Raw genomic sequence first — 17,157 nt, 5'->3', positions numbered from 1 at the left:
GTTACGGTCCGGGGCATGGAGCAGCTGGACAGGTGTTGTGACGACGACCGGGCCTGGGTGACGGAGGCGATCGGCAAGGTCGCGGCGGACGCCAACCGCAGCGCCGACACCCACCTGCTGCCGTTCCCGCTGCCGCTGTCCTGGGGCATCGACCTCTACCTCAAGGACGAGTCGGTGCACCCCACCGGCTCGCTCAAGCACCGGCTGGCCCGCTCGCTGTTCCTCTACGCGCTGTGCAACGGCTGGATCCGGGCCGGCACGACGGTGGTGGAGGCGTCGTCGGGCTCCACCGCGGTCTCCGAGGCGTACTTCGCGCGCATGCTGGGGCTGCCGTTCATCGCGGTGATGCCGGCCTCCACCAGCAAGGAGAAGATCGAGCTGATCGAGTTCCAGGGCGGCGAGTGCCACCTGGTCAACGATCCGGCGCAGGTCGTCGTGGAGGCGAAGTGGCTGGCCGAGGACCGCCGCGGCCATTTCATGGACCAGTTCACCTACGCCGAGCGGGCGACCGACTGGCGCGGCAACAACAACATCGCCGAGTCGATCTTCCAGCAGATGGAGCTGGAGCGGCACCCGGTGCCGTCCTGGGTCGTGATCGGCGCGGGCACCGGCGGCACCTCGGCCACCATCGGCCGGTACGTCCGCTACCAGCGCCACTGCACGAAGATCCTGGTGGTCGACCCGGAGAACTCCGCCTTCTACCCGTCCTACGAGTCGGGCGATCCGACGGTGACGACCGCCAGGGGCTCCCGGATCGAGGGCATCGGCCGGCAGCGGGTGGAAGCCTCGTTCCAGCCCCACATCGTGGACCGCATGGTGCGGGTGCCCGACGCTGGCTCGCTCGCCGCGATGCGGGTCGCCTCCGAGGTGCTGGGCCGCAAGGTTGGCGGCTCCACCGGCACCAACCTGTGGGGCGCGTTCGGCCTGATCGCCGGGATGCTGTCGCGGGGCGAGACGGGTTCGGTGATCACGCTGCTGTGCGACGGCGGCGAGCGGTACGCCCACACCTACTACGACGACACCTGGCTGGCCGCACAGTCCCTCGACCTGGCCGCCCCGCTGACCACCGTCCGCCACTTCCTCGCCACCGGCGCCTGGCAGGACTGACCCGGGTCGGCCGCGGCCGAAGGTCGCCCGCGAAGATCGCTGTTTCAGGTCATGATCTGCGGTCGGACCTGACATGTTGACACCAAACGGCGATCATGGCCGCCATGCGCCGCCGCAACCGCGCCCCGCCGGCAGCCCGGTCGGCGACTGGACATGGAGAAGGGCCCCGGTCCGCCACGAGGCGGTGGACCGGGGCCCTTCCAGGTTCGGCAGGTCAGCCGGCGTTGCGGCGGTCGCCGTAGGAGCGGTCGCCCTGCGGGCGGTCGCTGAACGAGCGCTCGCGGAACGGCCGGTCGCCCTGGGGCCGGTCACCGAAGGTCCGCTCGCTGCGGACCGGACGGTCACCCTGCGGGCGGTCACCGCGGAACGGGCGGTCACCCTGGGGCCGGTCACCGTACGTGCGGACCGGGCGGTCACCCTGCGGACGGTCGCCGTACGTGCGGACCGGGCGGTCACCCTGCGGACGGTCGCCGTACGTGCGGACCGGACGGTCGCCCTGCGGACGGTCACCGTAGGTGCGCTCGCTGCGGACCGGCCGGTCGCCCTGCGGGCGGTCACCGAAGGTGCTGCGCTCGCGGAACGGCCGGTCACCCTGCGGGCGGTCGCCGAACGTGCGCTCGCGGAGCGGCCGGTCGCCCTGGGGACGGTCGCCGCGGAACGGGCGGTCGCCGTACTGGCGCGGGCCGCGGTCGCCGTAGCCACGGCCACCGCCGTCGCGACGCTGGCCGCCGCGCTGGAAGCGCGGCTCCGGCTCCTCGACCACGGGCTGGCCCGACGGCTCCACGGCGCCGGTCAGCTCGACCAGCTTCGGGTCGTCCACGCGCAGCCGGTGCTCGGCGGGCTTGGCCACGCCGGCCTTCTCCATCATCGAGATGGTGGAGCGGCGCTGCTTGGGCAGCACCAGGGTGGCCACCGCGCCGGACTCGCCGGCACGCGCGGTGCGACCCGCGCGGTGCAGGTAGTCTTTCGGGTCCTTCGGCGGGTCGATGTGCACGACGAGCGAGACGCCGTCGACGTGGATGCCGCGGGCGGCGACGTCGGTGGCGACGAGGACGCTCATCCGGCCCTCCTTGAACTGCGCCAGGGTCCGCGTACGGACACTCTGGGTCTTGCCGCCGTGCAGGCCGCCGGCCCGCACACCGACCTCGCGCAGCTGGTCGACCAGGCGGTCCACGCCCATCTGGGTGCGCGCGAACATGATCGTCCGACCCGGACGGTTCGCGATCGCCGCGGTGACCTTGAACTTCTCCTGCGGCGGGATCAGCAGCATCATGTGGTCCATGGTGGACACAGAGGCCTCGGCCGGGTTGGTCGAGTGCGTCACCGGGTTGTTCAGGAACCGCTTGACCAGCGTGTCCACGTCACCGTCGAGGGTGGCGGAGAACAGCAGGCGCTGCCCGCCGGCCGGGGTCTTGGCCATCAGCTCGGTGACGTCGGGCAGGAAGCCCATGTCGGCCATCTGGTCGGCCTCGTCCAGGACAGTGACCTCGATGTCGTCCAGCGCGCAGGCACCGCGCTGGATCAGGTCGCCGAGGCGGCCCGGGGTGGCGATCATCAGGTCGAGACCGCGCTGCAGGCCGAGGATCTGCCGGTCGTACGGCACGCCGCCGACCGCGGTGCCGGTGTAGAGGTCCATCGCCTTGGCCAGCGGGCGCAGCGCGTCCGCGACCTGCATGGCCAGTTCACGGGTGGGCACCAGGATCAGGGCCTTGGGGTGGTGCGGACGGGCCGGCTTGCCCTCGGCGATGCGCGCCAGCAGCGGCAGTCCGAAAGCGAGGGTCTTGCCGGAGCCGGTCTGGCCGCGGCCGAGCACGTCGCGTCCGGCCAGCGCGTCCGGCAGGGTGGCGGCCTGGATCTCGAAGGGCTGGGTGATGCCGGCCCGGGTCAGCTCGCGCACCAGGGCGCGCGGCACGCCGAGCTCGGCGAAGCTGGGGACGTGCTCGGTGGTGTCCTCGACGGCGGCGGCGGTGTCCGCGGCCTCCGTGACGGTCACGACATCCGGGACGTCGGTGGTGGTGACGGTCGCCGCTGCGGCGTCCTTCTCGGCGGCGGCCTTCGCGGCCGCGGCCTTGCCCTCGACATCAATGTTGATCTCGAAGACGGACGGGAACAGGGCAGGGTCGTGCTGAGTCAAAGCGAAACCTCTCGGGTGGCGCATCCCCGCGCCGCGCGGCCTCGTGCCGCTGCAAGTCACCCGCAGGAACGCTCAAGGGCGCGCCGAGCGCGCCCAGAACAATCCCGTTCAGTGTACCGGGCTTTGCCGCCACCGCCGCGCGATTAACACGGCGGTGTAGTGGGCGTCACCCCGCGGGCCTGTCGTGGCGGGGTGACCTGCGTCACGCCGCGGGCGCCGGGCTGGGGCTCGGCTCCGGCGACGGGCTCGTTTTCGGGCTGGTGCTCGCGGGTGCGACGGGCGACGGCGAGTCGGCCGGCTCAGGAGACGGCGACGTGCTGGCCGGCGGGGCGCTCGGCGAACTGCTGCTCGACGGCGACGTGCTGGCCGACGGGCGCGGCGAGGTGGTCTTCGTGGGCGACGGGCCGGCGGTCTGCGTCGGGCCGGGCTGGTTCGGGGCCGGCAGCGCGTCCACCACCCGGGTGGCGAAGTCGATGCTGCTCAGGCTCACCGGCGCGATCCGCACCACGTCGCCCGTGCGGGGGGCGTGGACCATCTTGCCGTCGCCGAGGTACATGCCGACGTGGTGGATGGTGCGCCAGTCGCTCGGGTCGGTCGCGAAGAACACCAGGTCACCGGGGAGCAGCGCGTACTTGCTGACGGTCTTGGCGCGGGTGCCGTAGTACTGGTCCTTGGCGACGCGGTTGAGGCGGACCCCGGCGGAGTTGTAGGACGCCAGCATCAGGCCGGAGCAGTCGTAGGTGTTCGGCCCCTCGTCGCCCCAGCGGTAGGGCTTGCCGCGCTGGCTGAGCGCGAACAGCACGGCCTTCTGCGCCTTGGCGGCCGCGACCAGGCCCGCGTTGCTCTTGCCGGGGCTGTAGCCCGAACCGAGGTTCTGCTCCTGGAGCTCGCGCAGCCGGTCCGCTTCGGACTGAAGCTCGGCGAGCCGCCGCTTCAGCTCCAGGAACGCGGTCTCCTTGCGCTTGAACTCCTTCTCCACGGTCGAATACGCCGTGGACGCCTGCTGCTCGGCGGTGATGGCCGCGGTGAGCACCGTGTAGGCCTGGCGCTCCTCGTGCTGCGCGGTGGCGAGGTCGTTGAGCACGGCCTCGGTCTCCGGTGTCGACTCGGTGCGCGGGATGAGCTGGCCCAGCTCCCCGAGCGAGTCGCCGAGCCGCGGCGGCGCCTTGACGGCGGCCTGGTACTCCGCGACCGCGGCGGCCTCGGCGGCCTCCTTCGCGGTGCGCAGGGTGTCGGCGGTGGCGCGCCAGGCGTAGTCGGCCATCGCCTTGGCCACGGTCGCGTTGGCGTAGGCCTGGTAGAGCTCGCTGCGGCGCGCGCCGAGCACGGACAGCTCCAGCTCGGCGGCGCTGTACTGCGCCAGCAGCGCGGCCTGGGCCGTCAGCGGCGTGGTGCGCGGCAGGCTGAGCGAGCCGAACGGAAGGGACGGCAAACCGTCAGGCTGGGGGCGCAGGCCGGCATCCGGAATCGCAGTGATCTTCGAACCGACCGGCGGATCAGCGGCGGCGGGCACGGCGATGCCACCGGCGATGAGCGCGCTGAGCACGGCCGATCCGACTGCGATCTGGCCCTGCCGTCGAGCCTGCCCGCTTCGACGCTTGGACATCAGTGGCCCCGTCCTCCCCTTTGTTCCCACAGAGTTCCTACCGGAAATCAGGTTCCGTGTCGACCCTTCTGTCCCGGTGGCGTCAAGCTGAACAGTCGCTGTCAAGGGCCGCAACAGGCACGCGGGACGGCACGTCGTAGGCTCACTGCCATGGACGTGGGTTTGAAGCGGGAGCTGGAGCAGAAGGTCTATGCCGGAGAGCGGCTCAGCCGCGAAGACGGCGAGGCTCTCTACGCGAGTGACGATCTGGCCTGGCTGGGGCGGCTCGCGCACCACGTCCGGACGGAGAAGAACGGCGACCGGGTGATGTTCAACGTCAACCGGCACCTGAACCTGACGAACGTCTGCTCGGCCAGCTGTGCATACTGCTCGTTCCAGCGCAAGCCGGGCGAGAAGGACGCATACACCATGCGGGTGGAGCAGGCCGTCGCCAAGGCGCTGGAGATGAAGGACGAGCAGCTCACCGAGCTGCACATCGTCAACGGTCTGCACCCGACGCTGCCGTGGCGCTACTACCCGCGCGTGCTCAAGGAACTGAAGCAGGCGCTGCCGAACGTCAAGCTGAAGGCGTTCACCGCGACCGAGGTGCAGTGGTTCGAGAAGATCTCCGGCCTGACCGCCGACGCGATCCTCGACGAGCTGATGGAAGCCGGCCTGGAGTCGCTGACCGGCGGCGGGGCCGAGATCTTCGACTGGGAGGTCCGCCAGCACATCGTCGACCACGCCTGCCACTGGGAGGACTGGTCGCGCATCCACCGGCTGGCGCACAGCAAGGGCCTGCGCACCCCCTCGACGATGCTGTACGGCCACATCGAGGAGCCGCGGCACCGCGTCGACCACGTGCTGCGCCTGCGCGAGCTGCAGGACGAGACCGGCGGCTTCACCGTCTTCATCCCGCTGCGCTACCAGCACGACTTCCACGACAGCGCGGACGGCAAGATCCGCAACCGGATCCAGGCGCAGACCACGATGGCCTCGCCGGCCGAGTCGCTGAAGACGTTCGCGGTGTCCCGGCTGATGCTGGACAACTTCGACCACATCAAGTGCTTCTGGGTCATGCACGGCCTGTCGCTGGCGCAGCTGTCGCTGAACTTCGGCGTGGACGACCTCGACGGCTCGGTGGTCGAGTACAAGATCACGCACGACGCGGACTCGTACGGCACCCCGAACACCATGCACCGCGACGATCTGCTCCACCTGATCTGGGACGCCGGGTTCACCCCGGTCGAGCGGGACACCCGCTACCAGGTCGTCAAGGAGTACGGCGCGCCGGTCAGCATGGCCGAGCGGCGCAGCGAGCCGCAGCAGGTCTGGGCCTGACGGGTGGCCGACCCGCAGTCCCCGGCCGAGGAGCAGCGCAAGGGCCCGCGGCGTGACGCCTCCGGGCGCATCGTCTCGCTGACCGACCTGGTGGCGTACGCGCTGGCCGGGTTCGTCATCAGCGTGCTCGGCATGGTCGCCTTCGACGGCCTGTTCGCGCTGCTGGGCATGGGCGAGTTCGGCGACCTCACCGGCTGGCTCGCGGTGATCTTCCCGGCGATCATCTTCGTGGAGCAGTTCAAGGCGGCGGCGGGCCACCGCGGGCGGCTCGCGGTGGCCCCGGCCGCCGCCCTGCTCGCGGTGGTGCTGGGCGTGCTCGCCGTCGGCGCGGCGTCGGGGTTCCCGCCGCTGGTGTCCGGCGGGCTGGGCGCGCTGGTCACCACGGTGGCGTACGCCGTGCTCTGGCACCTCGGCCTGGCGGCCGCGGACCGGGGCTGACCCGCGGCCCCGAGCGGGGCTGACCGAGGGCGGGCAGGTTCGGCGGCTACCCTGGAGCGGTGAGTCCTGCTGTCAAGTACACGCTCGCCAGGCTGGTCCTCTTCCTGGCCTTCTTCGCCGCCCTGTGGTTCGTCCCGAACCTGAGCCTGCTGCTCAAGCTGATGATCGCCATTCTGGCCTCGGCCGCGGCCAGCTGGTTCCTGCTGCGCAACCTCCGTGACGACGTGACCGCCCAGGTCGAGAGCGCCGTGGACCGCCGCAAGGCGGAGAAGGACCGGCTGCGCGCCGCCCTGGCCGGCGAGACCGAGCCCACCGAAGACGTGCCCGTCGACGTCGAAGAGGTCCACAAGACCCAGGCGTGATGAGCCTGCGCACATCCTCCACTCCGGGTCGCGAGCATCGGCCCGGGTGTGTATTAGCGTGTCGCCTGACTGTCCCGCAGCGAAGCCGGTGCGAACCCGGCGCTGTCCCGCAACTGTGATCCCACCTCGGTGGGCGAGCCAGGTCGCCTGCGGCAGTCGCGAACCACGCTCTCGAGGAAGGGCGTCTCGCGGACCGGGCTGCCCCACCTGATCGGGCCCTGTCGGCGAAGGACCTGCCTCGACCGATAGGAGGATCAGTGCGTACCCGTTTCCTGTCCCGCCGCGCCGTCGGCGCGCTCGCCGCCGCCGGCCTGGTGGCCGCGCTCGCGGCCTGCGCGACGAACGACCCGGCGACCCCTGCCCAGCCCAGCGCCGCCGCGGCGTACCCGGTGACCGTCGGCAAGGTGACCCTGCCCGCGCAGCCGGTGAAGATCGTCTCGTTGTCGCCGACGCTGACCGAGATGCTGTTCGCCATCGGCGCCGGCGGCCAGGTGAGCGCCGTCGACGACAACTCGAACTTCCCGGCGAACGCCCCGAAGACCGAGCTGTCCGGCTTCCAGCCCAACGCCGAGGCCGTCGCGGCCAAGAGCCCCGACCTGGTCGTGCTCGACACCGACGCCAACAACGTGGTGGCCCAGCTGACCACCCTGAAGATCCCGGTTTACGTGGCCCCGGCCGCGGCCACTCTGGACGCCACCTACCAGCAGATCGCCGACCTGGGCACGCTGACCGGGCACAGCGCCGAGGCCACCGCGCTCACCGGGCAGATGAAGGACGACATCGCCAAGCTGGTCAAGGACCTGCCGAAGCGCGCGACCCCGCTGTCCTACTACTACGAGCTGGACCCGACGCTGTACTCGGTGACCTCGAAGACCTTCATCGGCTCGCTGTTCGAGCTGGCCGGCCTGAAGAACGTGGCCGACGCCGCCGACACCAAGGGCAGCGGATACCCGCAGCTCAGCGCCGAATCGCTGATCAAGTCGAACCCTGACCTGATCTTCCTGGCCGACACCAAGTGCTGCAAGCAGAACCTGGACACCGTGAAGGCGCGCGCCGGCTGGGCCGGCCTGACCGCCGTCAGCAAGGGCCAGGTCGTGGCGCTGGACGACGACATCGCCTCGCGCTGGGGCCCGCGCGTCGTCGACCTGGTCCGCGCGATCGTCGACGCGGTCAACAAGGTCCCGGCCTGACCACGGCGATGACGACACTGCGACCGGCACGGCTCAGTCTCGGGTGGCTCGCCGCCGGGGTCGGAGCCGTGCTGGTCGCGCTCGTCGCCGGGGTCGCTCTCGGCCCGGTGACGCTGCCGCCCGGCTCGGTCGCGGCGGAGCTGCTCAACCTGATCCCCGGCGTGGACCTGCCGTCGGGGCTGAACGAGCGCGAGACAGCCATCATCACCGAGCTGCGGCTGCCCCGGGTGGTGCTCGGGCTGCTGGTCGGCGCGATGCTGTCCCTGGCCGGCGGCTGCTACCAGGGCGTCTTCCGCAACCCGCTGGCCGACCCGTACCTGCTGGGCGTCGCGGCGGGCGCCGGTCTCGGCGCGACCATGGCGATCGCGTTCCGGGCCGGGGCGGTGCTGCCGCTGGCCGCGTTCGCCGGGGCCGGGATCGCGGTCGTGGTCACCTACCTGCTCGGGGTGGCCGGGGGGCGGGACCGCTCGTCGGCGACGCTGATCCTGGCCGGGGTGGCCGTGTCGAGCTTCCTCGCCGCGATCCAGACCTACCTGCTGCAGCGCAACGTGGACACCATCCGCGAGGTGTACTCCTGGCTGCTCGGGCGGCTGGCCACCAACGGCTGGCACGAGGTGACCCTGCTGCTGCCGTACGCGCTGGTCACCACGATCGTGGTGCTGGCCCTGCGCCGGGAGCTGGACGTGCTCAGCGTCGGCGACACCGAGGCGGCGAGCCTGGGCCTGCACCCGCAGCGCTCCCGGATGATCCTGCTGGCCGCGGCCTCGCTGGGCACCGCCGCCGCGGTCGCCGTGTCCGGGCTGATCGGCTTCGTCGGCATCATCGTGCCGCACGTGGTGCGGCTGCTGGCCGGTGGCTCGTACCGGTCGATCCTGCCGCTGTCGCTGCTGTTCGGCGCGGCGTTCCTGGCCCTGGCGGATCTGGCCGCGCGCACCCTGATCGCCCCGGGCGAGCTGCCGATCGGCGTGGTCACCGCGTTCTTCGGCGCGCCGTTCTTCATCCTGGTGCTGCGCTCGACCAGGCGGGTGAGCGTCTGATGCTGGCGGTGGAGGGCGTCCGGGTGACCCTGGGCGACGCCGAGATCCTGCATGGCGTGGACCTGGCCGTGGCCTCCGGCGAGTGGGTCACCGTGATCGGCCCCAACGGCGCGGGCAAGTCGACCCTGCTGCGGGCGGTGGGTGGCGCGGTCACGCACCACGGGAAGATCATCATTGACGGTACGCCGACCAGCGCGCTGCCGCGCCGCCGCCGGGCCCAGCTCGTGGCCACCGTCGCCCAGCAGCCCGTGGTGCCGCCCGGCATGCGTGTGCTGGACTACGTGCTGCTCGGCCGCACCCCCTACATCGCCCCGCTGGGCCGCGAGTCGGCGCAGGATCTGTCCATCGTGGAGCAGGTGCTCGACTCCCTCGAACTGCGCCGGTTCATCGGCCGCGAACTGGAGACGCTCTCCGGCGGCGAGCGCCAGCGGGTGTTCCTGGCCCGCGCGCTGGCCCAGGGCGCGCCCCTGCTGCTGCTCGACGAGCCCACCTCGGCCCTGGACATCGGCCACCAGCAGGAGGTGCTGGAGCTGGTCGACCGGCTGCGCCACGAACGGGCGCTGACCGTGCTGGCCACCATGCACGACCTGTCCGTGGCCGGCGAGTACGCCGACCGCCTGGTGCTGCTGGCCGAGGGCCGGATCGCCGCCGACGGCCCGCCGGCCCAGGTGCTGACCGAGGAGCTGCTCGCGCTGCACTACCGCGCGCGGGTACGGGTGATCGCGGGCGAGTTCGGCCCGATCGTGGTCCCGGTGCGGCTCAGCTGATCTCGCGCACCGCCGCGATCGCCTTGTCCACGTCGGCCTCATCGGTCACGATGCTCGTCCCGAACCGCAGGTAGGACGGGTTGTACGGGGTCGTGCTGGTGACGATGTCCTTGGTCAGCAGCACCGAGACGGCCGCTGTGGGGCTCATCGACTCCAGCTCGCAGCAGACCAGTCCCGCGGACAGGTCGGCCGACTTCGGGGTGATCAGTTTGACGCCGTCGATCCCGGCGAGGCCCTCCTTGAGCCGCGTCGCCAGGGCGGTGGTGCGCTCGGCGACACGGCGGCGGGTCAGCGCGGCGTGGAAGTCGAACGCCTGCTCCAACGCCCACAGGTGCTCGAAGTTGTGATAGCCGCCGGGCGACGCCGACGCCGCGGGCAGCGTGGGATCGAGTCCCAGCCAGTTCGCGAAGCCGGCCTGCTCGAAGGTGGGGATGGCGGGACGGAAGCGGGCCCACGCCTCCGGACGTCCCCAGATCAGACCGGTGCCACGCGGCCCGAACAACCACTTGTGGCATCCCGAGACGAGGAAGTCGCAGCCCATCTCGACCGGCCCGGCGTCGACCGCGCCGAACCCGTGCACTCCGTCGACGCACAGCAGCGCCCGCCGGTCCGGAGGCAGATCCCGGTTGTGCACGGCGAGCGCGTCGGCGATGGCCCGGATCGGCATCCGTAACCCGGTGCTGGAGTGCACCCAGGTCACCGCGACCACCCGGGTCGCCGGGGTGAGCGACTTGGTGAGGGCCTGCACGATCTGGTCGGCGCTCGCCGTGGCGGGGTCGGTGAACAGCCGTACCCTGCGGACCGTCACGCCCTCGCGGGCGGCGCGCAGGCGCAGCGACTCGTGCGTGGAGTAGAAGTCGTGCTCGGTGGTCAGCACCTCGTCGCCGGGCCGCAGCGCGATACCGCCGTAGAGCAGGCCGAGCCCCATGGTGGTCGAATCGGTGAAGTACACGTGGTCGACGGACCCGCCGAGGTACTTGCCCGCCGCCAGGTGCAGCCGCTGCCGCGCGTTCTCCTCCCGCGAGTGCAGGTAGCCGACCGTGTCCCGGTCCAGGCCCTCGCGGTGCTCCGCGATCGCCTTCCGCACGGCGGCCGGCGGGCTGGCGAACACGAACGCCGCGAACTGCGCCCGGCCCGTGTCCAGCAGGAACTGGTGGCGCACGCTGTCCCAGCTGGTCGGGTCGAGCGGGGCGTACACCGGCGGCGGATTCTCGATGACGGGGTCGGCGTCGCATGCGGACAGTGCGCCCAGCGCGGCGGTGGCGGTCAATCCGCCCAGCAGCCCCCGACGGCTGACAGAAAGCTCACCCATCGCCATATCGGATCACGCCCGCCCTCAGTCCGCTATCGGTCGCGGGGCCGGGTCCTGACGTCCGGAGCCTGCCACCGGCCCGGCAACGTCCATATGTTGCCTGTCCTCAGGCGCGCAGTGGTTCCGGGAGGGGTTCGGTGTGCAGGACGATGAGGCTGGTCACGGCACGGGTGAGGGAGACGTAGAGGCGGTTGAGGCCGCGGGGTTCGGCGGCGACGATCGCGGCGGGTTCGAGCACGATCACGTGGTCGTACTCCAGACCCTTGACCATGGTGGCGGGCACCACGACAAGGCGGCCGTCGCCGTCCAGGTCGGACGGTTGGAGTCCGGCCGCGAGCAGGGCTTCGAGCACCGCGGGCACGGCCGCGTCGGCCGCGATGACGCCGACGGAGCCCTCGCGGGTGAGCGCCGTGCGGGCCGCGGCGACCACGTCGGCGGACTCGGTGACCTCCAGGGAGCCGTCCCGCCGCAGCGAGCGGGCCGGCGGCACGGCCACGTCGAGGGCGGGCAGCAGGCGGTTGGCCAGTGCCACGACCGCTTCCGGCACCCGGAAGCCGGTGCTCAGCGGCACGATGCGGCCTTCGGGGCGGCCCAGGTGGCCGAGCATGTCGCGCCAGTCGCGGGCGGCCCACGGCGTGGTGCCCTGAGCGAGGTCGCCGAGGATGGTCAGCGAGCCGTGGCCGCTGCGCCGGGCCAGCGCCCGTGCCTGCATCGGGGACAGGTCCTGCGCCTCGTCGACGACGATGTGGCCGAAGCCCGCCTGCCGGTCGAGCAGGCCGGCGACCTCGTCGGCCAGCACCGCGTCGGCCGCGGTCCACGGCGCGCTGCGCAGGCTGCGCGGCGGCTTGGCCCAGTGCAGCAGCTCCTGCTCCTCGGGCGTGAGCAGCCCGTCGGCGGCCCGGCTCAGCGCCTCGGCGTCGGTGTAGAGGTCGGCCAGCAGCTGCTGCGGGGTTGTCGCGGGCCAGCAGTGGTCCAGCAGGTCGGCCACCGGCTTGACCTTGCCCATCTTGCGCAGCCAGGAGTCCGCCGGGGAGTCGCCGCGGCGTGCCTCGGACTGGCGCTGCAGCAGCCCCACCACCCGGGCGCGCACCCGCTCCCGGCCCAGGGCGTATGGCGGCTGCTCGCGGCGCACCTCGTCGACGACCCGGCGCAGGACCCCCTCGTCGACGCGCCAGCGGTAGGAACCGTCGGACACGGTGATCGGGCCGGTGGGGCGGGCGATCCTGGCCCACAGGGCGCGGTGCAGCACCTCGGCCATGCGCGCGTCGTGCTTGAGGGTGGCGGCCGCGACGCCGTCCTCGGCGCGTACCGGCAGGTGGTCGAGCAGTTCGGCGACGGTGGCCTGGGTGACCTCCAGCTCGCCGAGGGCGGGCAGCACGGCCGAGATGTAGTGCAGGAAGGCGCGGTTCGGGCCGATGATCATCACGCCGGACCGGCGGAGCCGCTCCCGGTGCAGGTAGACCAGGTACGCGGCGCGGTGCAGGCCGACCGCGGTCTTGCCGGTGCCGGGCGCGCCCTGTACGCAGATGGTGTCCTCCAGCTCGGCGCGGACCAGCTCGTCCTGCTCGGGCTGGATGGTCGCGACGATGTCGCGCATCGGTCCGACGCGGGGCCGCTCGATCTCGGCGGTGAGGATGGCACTGCCGGTGCCCAGCTCCTGGCCGTGGTCGAGGTGCTCGTCCTCGAAGCTGGTCAGCACGGTGGCTCCGCCTGGTGCGGCGGGCGACCAGCCGAACCGGCGGCGCACCGCCACTTCCTGCGGCTCGCGGGCGCTGGCCTGGTAGAACCGGCGCGACATGGGGGCGCGCCAGTCGAGCACCAGCGGCTCGCCGACCGCGTCGGAGACGTGCCGGCGGCCGATGTGCCAGCGCTCGGCTCCGCCGGCGGCTCGTCCCGGCGGTCCGCCGGGACCGGGGACTGCCGACGACTCCCCGCCGGCGGCGGCCATGGTCAGCTTGCCGAAGAACAGCGGCACTGCGGGGTCGTCGGACAGCTCCTTGATGCGCTGGGCCATCTGCCGGCCGAGCTGCTCGGCGGTGTACGCGTCCCCGGCGACCTGGTCGCCGACGGTGAACAGCTGCTCGGCGCGCTCGCGCATGGCCTTCAGCGCGGCCCGGGAGGCGGTGAGGTGGGCGCGCTCGGCGGCGAGCTCGTCGGCGGGCGCCGGTGTCACGGAAGTCACAGGGGTGGTCGGTGCTTCGGCGGTCATGGCCGTCCTCTCGGGTGAGAAAGATCGGCCGCCCGGCGCTGCGCTCGAAGGATAAGCGCTGTCGGCAGTGCCCTTCACAATCGACCGACCATGCTAGCTGTCATCGACGGGCAGTCACGTGATTTTCTTTACCGGTGAGCTCCGAGGGACTGCTGAAGATCACCGACCCGTCGGTGATGCGGGCGCTGGCGCATCCGGCCCGTATTGCGATCATGGATCATCTCTCCGCCACCGGTGAGGACGCTACGGCCACCGAGTGTGCGGAGATGGTCGGCCTGTCCCCCAGCGCGACCAGCTACCACCTGCGGGCGCTGGCCAAGGCGGGGCTGATCGAGGACGCGCCGAGCCGGGGCGACGGCCGGGAACGGGTGTGGCGCGCCCGCACCCGCGGCTGGTCGCTGGAGATCGGCCCGGACGGGGGCTCCGAGGCCCGCGCGGCCGAGAACGCCGTGGCCGGGGTGTTCCTGGCCCAGGGCGACGAGCGGGTGCGCCGCTGGCTGTCGCGCTCGCACGACGAGACGACACAGTGGGTCGACGCCGCGCTGATGAGCGAGTTCGGCATCGTCATCACCGCCGACGAGCTGACCGCGCTCACCGACAAGATGGCCGAGCTGCTGGAGCCGTACAAGGTGAGCCAGCGCCAGGACGTGCCCTCCGACGCACGGCGGGTCACCTGCCAGATACGTGCGGTGCCGGTCGACTGAGCGGGCACGCCGCACAGGTCACACCTTCCGCGGGCACCGCCCGAATGGTCGCCCGCGGCGGGTAGGCTCCCTGATCATGAACGCGGTGCAGCGTCCCCGGGTAGGGCACATCCAGTTCCTGAACTGTCTCCCGATCTACTGGGGACTGATGCGTTCGGGCGCCCTGATCGACGTGGACCTGCACAAGGACACCCCGGATCGGCTCAGCGAGGCGCTCGTCGCCGGCGACCTGGACATCGGCCCGATCTCGCTGGTGGAATACCTGCGCCACGCGGACGAACTGCTGCTGCTGCCCGACCTCGCGGTCGGCTCGGACGGCCCGGTGCTGTCGGTCAACGTGGTCTCCACCAAGCCGCTGCAGGAGCTGGACGGCACCCGGGTCGCCCTGGGCAGCACGTCGCGCACCAGCGTGCTGCTCGCGCAGATGCTGCTGCTGGAGCGCTACGGCGCGAGCCCCGACTACTTCACCTGCCCGCCCGACCTGACGCAGATGCTGCTGGAGGCCGACGCGGCGGTGCTCATCGGCGACACCGCGCTGCGTGCGCTGTTCGAGGCGCCCAAGCGCGGGCTGGCCGTCACCGACCTGGGCCAGGCCTGGCGCGAGTGGACCGGGCTGCCGATGGTGTTCGCGGTGTGGGCGGTCCGGCGCGACTTCGCCGCCGCGCACCCCGGCCTGGTCAAGGACGTGCACCAGGCGTTCCTGCGCTCGCGCGACCTGTGCGTGGACAACCTGGACGAGGTCGCCGCATCGGCGGCCCGCTGGGAGCCCTTCGACGCCGCCACGCTCGCCTCGTACTTCCGCGTGCTGGACTTCTCGCTGGGCGGCCGTCAGATCAACGGCCTGCGCGAGTTCGCCCGCCGGGCCGCGCTGGCGGGCCAGGCCCCGGCCCTGCCCGAGGGCGGCCCGGAGTTCATGGAGCTGTAGCTCAGACCAGCTCGGTCTTGCTGCGCAGCTGGGCGGCGACGGACTTGGCGATCGTGCCGCCGTGCGTCCAGGACGTGCTCAGCGGGAACCGGGTCAGCACGGCCATGGTCCAGTCGTCGCCGAGGGCCAGGCAGTTGACGTTCCACTCCTTGGTGGCCTGCCGGTCGACCCAGCCGTTCTTGATCGCGATGCGGGACTGCTCCGCGGCCGGGAAGGCCTTGCGGATGCCGAAGTCGCCGGTGCCGCGCACCGCCCGCATCTCGCCGACGAGGTAGCTGGTCCAGGTGGGTCCGGCCGCTTTGCCGCTGCCGATGGCGTGCGCGATGCGGCAGGTGTCGCGGGCGGACAGCCGGGTGGTGCTCCAGCCGTCGCCGGCCTTGGAGTCGGTCAGCCCGCAGACGTCGATCAGGCGCGCGATCGTCGCCGAGCGGCCCAGCTCCGCGTACAGCGTGGAAGCGGGTCCGTTGGCGCTGTCCCGGATCATCGTGCGGATCTCGTTCATCCGCGTGGAGCTGGGCGTCTGGCCCGCTTCGGCGGCCCGGCGCAGGTAGTCCGCGGCCAGCCATGCCTTGATCATCGAGGCGGTCATGTTGGTCTGGTTGAGGTTCTTGGACCCGACGATCTTGCCGGTCTGCCGGTCCATCAGCGCCCAGCTCCACCAGGCGCTGGTCTGCACGGTGACCAGCGAGCTCAGGTTCGCCGAGCGCATGATGTCGGCGTGCCCCAGGCCGGGCGGGCCGGGCTCCGCCGGCATGCTGCGGGCGGTCGCGGACTCCGGGCTCGCCGCGGTGCTGGGCGACACGGACGGGTCCTGCCAGGTCGCGGCGGCGGCGGGGTCGGCACTGCCGCGTCCGGCCAGCCAGAATCCGCCGCCGGTCAGCGCGGTCAGTCCGGCGGCGCCGGCCAGCAGCGCGCGCCGACGGGTGAACAGCTCTGTCATGAGGGGGGGCTCCGGGGGAGGAGGGCGGGGGTGGAGGGCAGGCAGGGAACGCGGAGGGGTGGTCCGCCGGTCAGGTCTGCGGTGGCGTCACCAGCTGTCGCGCCACGTCGGCGCAGACGTCGGCCCCGTACTGCAGGCCGTTGTCGACGGGGTAGCGGGTCATCACGTTCATGATCCAGTCATCGCTGATGGCGAGGCAGTTCAGGTGCCAGTTGCCGTCGGCGCCGATGGCCGTCCAGCCGTTCTTGATGGCGAGGGTGCGGGCGAGGGTGTCGGGTACGCCGTCGATGATGCCCCATCGGCCGCCGCCCGTGGTGGCGAACTGTTCGTCGGCGGCCGTCGAACCGGTCACCTGTCGCATCTCGGAGAGCACCCAACCGGTCCACTGCGGGCCCGCCGCGGTGCCGTCGGCGACGCACTGCGCCAGCCGGACCGCGTCCCGGGGCGACATCTGGGTGCGGCTCCACCACTGGTCGAACAGGGTGGTGTCGGTGAGTCCGCAGATGTCGATCATGCGCTGCACGACCTCGTTCCCGCCGCCGGCCAGGTAAAGGGCCTGCGCGGCGCGGTCGTCGGAGTGCCTGATCGCGGCACTGGCCTGGGACAGCTCCGACGAGGTCACGGTCTGGCCGGACTCGGCGGCGCGGCGCAGGTGGTCGGCGACCAGCCACACCTTGATCATCGATTCGGTGCTGCTGGTCTGCGTGGCGTTGCGGGACGCGACCACCTCGCCGGTACGCCGGTCGAGCATGGCGTATCCGATGAAGTCGCCGGTGAAGGCGAGGTTGACCCGGCCCGCGGTCAGCGATCGGCTCGGCCGGTCGGCGGCACGCGTCGAGGCGCCCTGCTTCGCGGCGGCGCGGGTCGCGGTCGGGGCGGGGGTTGCGGCGGTCGACGGGGCCGCACTGGGCGCGGCGGTCGTGGCCGGGGGCGGTGGGGTGCCGCCTGCTTCTGCGCTCACCTGGACATTCTGCGATCCGGTGAGGGCCGTGGCGGCGCTTGGGGCCACCAGCGCGAAAACCAGGACGCCCAGCGCGATCGTCGCGGCGGAGAGAGGGGTACGGCGGCGCATATGAGGAGTGCTCCCGTTCGACGGCATTGTCGTG

15 protein-coding genes and 1 riboswitch are annotated in these 17,157 nt (G+C 72.1%); of the genes, 9 read left to right on the top strand and 6 right to left on the bottom strand.

Annotation, left to right across the window (positions count from 1 at the left end):
* The first annotated feature begins 15 nt into the window (after window positions 1-15).
* On the top strand, window positions 16-1,107 hold the full coding sequence (cds1, locus tag F6W97_RS05495; RefSeq protein ID WP_155369038.1) for an L-cysteine desulfhydrase Cds1: 1,092 nt from the start codon (window positions 16-18) through the stop codon (window positions 1,105-1,107).
* 214 nt (window positions 1,108-1,321) lie between these two features.
* Here the strand turns inward: cds1 and F6W97_RS05490 are convergent, their stop codons facing one another.
* Together F6W97_RS05490 and F6W97_RS05485 are read right to left on the bottom strand one after the other, a co-directional pair.
* Complete coding sequence (locus F6W97_RS05490; protein WP_155369545.1) at window positions 1,322-3,100, bottom strand: DEAD/DEAH box helicase; 1,779 nt, start codon at window positions 3,098-3,100, stop codon at window positions 1,322-1,324.
* Window positions 3,101-3,443: 343 nt separating this feature from the next.
* Window positions 3,444-4,847, bottom strand: coding sequence for a C40 family peptidase (locus F6W97_RS05485; protein ID WP_155369037.1), 1,404 nt, complete (start codon window positions 4,845-4,847; stop codon window positions 3,444-3,446).
* A 150-nt stretch (window positions 4,848-4,997) separates the two neighbouring features.
* Between F6W97_RS05485 and mqnE the strand changes: the two genes are divergently transcribed.
* The 6 genes from mqnE to F6W97_RS05455 all read left to right on the top strand — a co-directional run bounded on the left by mqnE (window position 4,998) and on the right by F6W97_RS05455 (window position 9,961).
* Window positions 4,998-6,167 carry an aminofutalosine synthase MqnE gene (mqnE, locus tag F6W97_RS05480; RefSeq protein WP_155369036.1) on the top strand — a complete coding sequence of 390 codons (1,170 nt, stop codon included), beginning with the start codon at window positions 4,998-5,000 and terminating at the stop codon, window positions 6,165-6,167.
* 3 nt (window positions 6,168-6,170) lie between these two features.
* Window positions 6,171-6,605 (top strand): hypothetical protein, encoded by a 435-nt coding sequence (locus F6W97_RS05475; protein WP_155369035.1) that lies wholly within the window; start codon window positions 6,171-6,173, stop codon window positions 6,603-6,605.
* Window positions 6,606-6,664: 59 nt separating this feature from the next.
* On the top strand, window positions 6,665-6,967 hold the full coding sequence (locus tag F6W97_RS05470) for a DUF4229 domain-containing protein (RefSeq protein WP_155369034.1): 303 nt from the start codon (window positions 6,665-6,667) through the stop codon (window positions 6,965-6,967).
* Window positions 6,968-7,051: 84 nt separating this feature from the next.
* Window positions 7,052-7,110, top strand: a riboswitch (cobalamin riboswitch).
* 129 nt (window positions 7,111-7,239) lie between these two features.
* Entirely contained in the window at window positions 7,240-8,157 is a 918-nt protein-coding gene (locus tag F6W97_RS05465) for an ABC transporter substrate-binding protein (RefSeq protein WP_155369544.1), read from the top strand.
* 8 nt (window positions 8,158-8,165) lie between these two features.
* Entirely contained in the window at window positions 8,166-9,194 is a 1,029-nt protein-coding gene (locus F6W97_RS05460; RefSeq protein WP_155369033.1) for a FecCD family ABC transporter permease, read from the top strand.
* Window positions 9,194-9,961: an ABC transporter ATP-binding protein gene (locus F6W97_RS05455; RefSeq protein ID WP_155369032.1), complete on the top strand. Its 768-nt coding sequence runs from the start codon at window positions 9,194-9,196 to the stop codon at window positions 9,959-9,961. Before F6W97_RS05460 ends, F6W97_RS05455 begins: the two co-directional genes overlap by 1 nt.
* Here F6W97_RS05455 and F6W97_RS05450 read toward each other — a convergent pair.
* Entirely contained in the window at window positions 9,954-11,273 is a 1,320-nt protein-coding gene (locus tag F6W97_RS05450) for an aminotransferase class V-fold PLP-dependent enzyme (protein ID WP_155369031.1), read from the bottom strand. The genes F6W97_RS05455 and F6W97_RS05450 overlap by 8 nt on opposite strands.
* A gap of 106 nt (window positions 11,274-11,379) precedes the next feature.
* A complete protein-coding gene (locus F6W97_RS05445; protein ID WP_155369030.1) occupies window positions 11,380-13,482 on the bottom strand; it encodes a HelD family protein in 2,103 nt (700 codons plus the stop codon).
* A 134-nt stretch (window positions 13,483-13,616) separates the two neighbouring features.
* Here F6W97_RS05445 and F6W97_RS05440 point away from each other — a divergent pair, with 134 nt between their 5' ends.
* Both F6W97_RS05440 and F6W97_RS05435 read left to right on the top strand, forming a co-directional pair.
* Window positions 13,617-14,186: an ArsR/SmtB family transcription factor gene (locus F6W97_RS05440; RefSeq protein ID WP_230686438.1), complete on the top strand. Its 570-nt coding sequence runs from the start codon at window positions 13,617-13,619 to the stop codon at window positions 14,184-14,186.
* A 76-nt stretch (window positions 14,187-14,262) separates the two neighbouring features.
* Window positions 14,263-15,111: a menaquinone biosynthetic enzyme MqnA/MqnD family protein gene (locus tag F6W97_RS05435; protein WP_407924544.1), complete on the top strand. Its 849-nt coding sequence runs from the start codon at window positions 14,263-14,265 to the stop codon at window positions 15,109-15,111.
* 1 nt (window position 15,112) lies between these two features.
* On the opposite strand, the gene F6W97_RS05430 is transcribed toward F6W97_RS05435, so the two are convergent.
* A complete protein-coding gene (locus tag F6W97_RS05430) occupies window positions 15,113-16,051 on the bottom strand; it encodes a serine hydrolase (RefSeq protein ID WP_155369029.1) in 939 nt (312 codons plus the stop codon).
* 70 nt (window positions 16,052-16,121) lie between these two features.
* Complete coding sequence (locus tag F6W97_RS05425) at window positions 16,122-17,123, bottom strand: serine hydrolase (protein ID WP_407924543.1); 1,002 nt, start codon at window positions 17,121-17,123, stop codon at window positions 16,122-16,124.
* Between the last annotated feature and the right edge of the window lie 34 nt (window positions 17,124-17,157).

This window comes from Catellatospora vulcania (genome assembly GCF_009720385.1).
GTDB classification, from domain to species: Bacteria; Actinomycetota; Actinomycetes; order Mycobacteriales; family Micromonosporaceae; genus Catellatospora; species Catellatospora vulcania.
The sequence above is the reverse complement of the archived record's forward strand: the minus strand, read 5'-3'. Positions and strand labels throughout refer to the sequence as shown.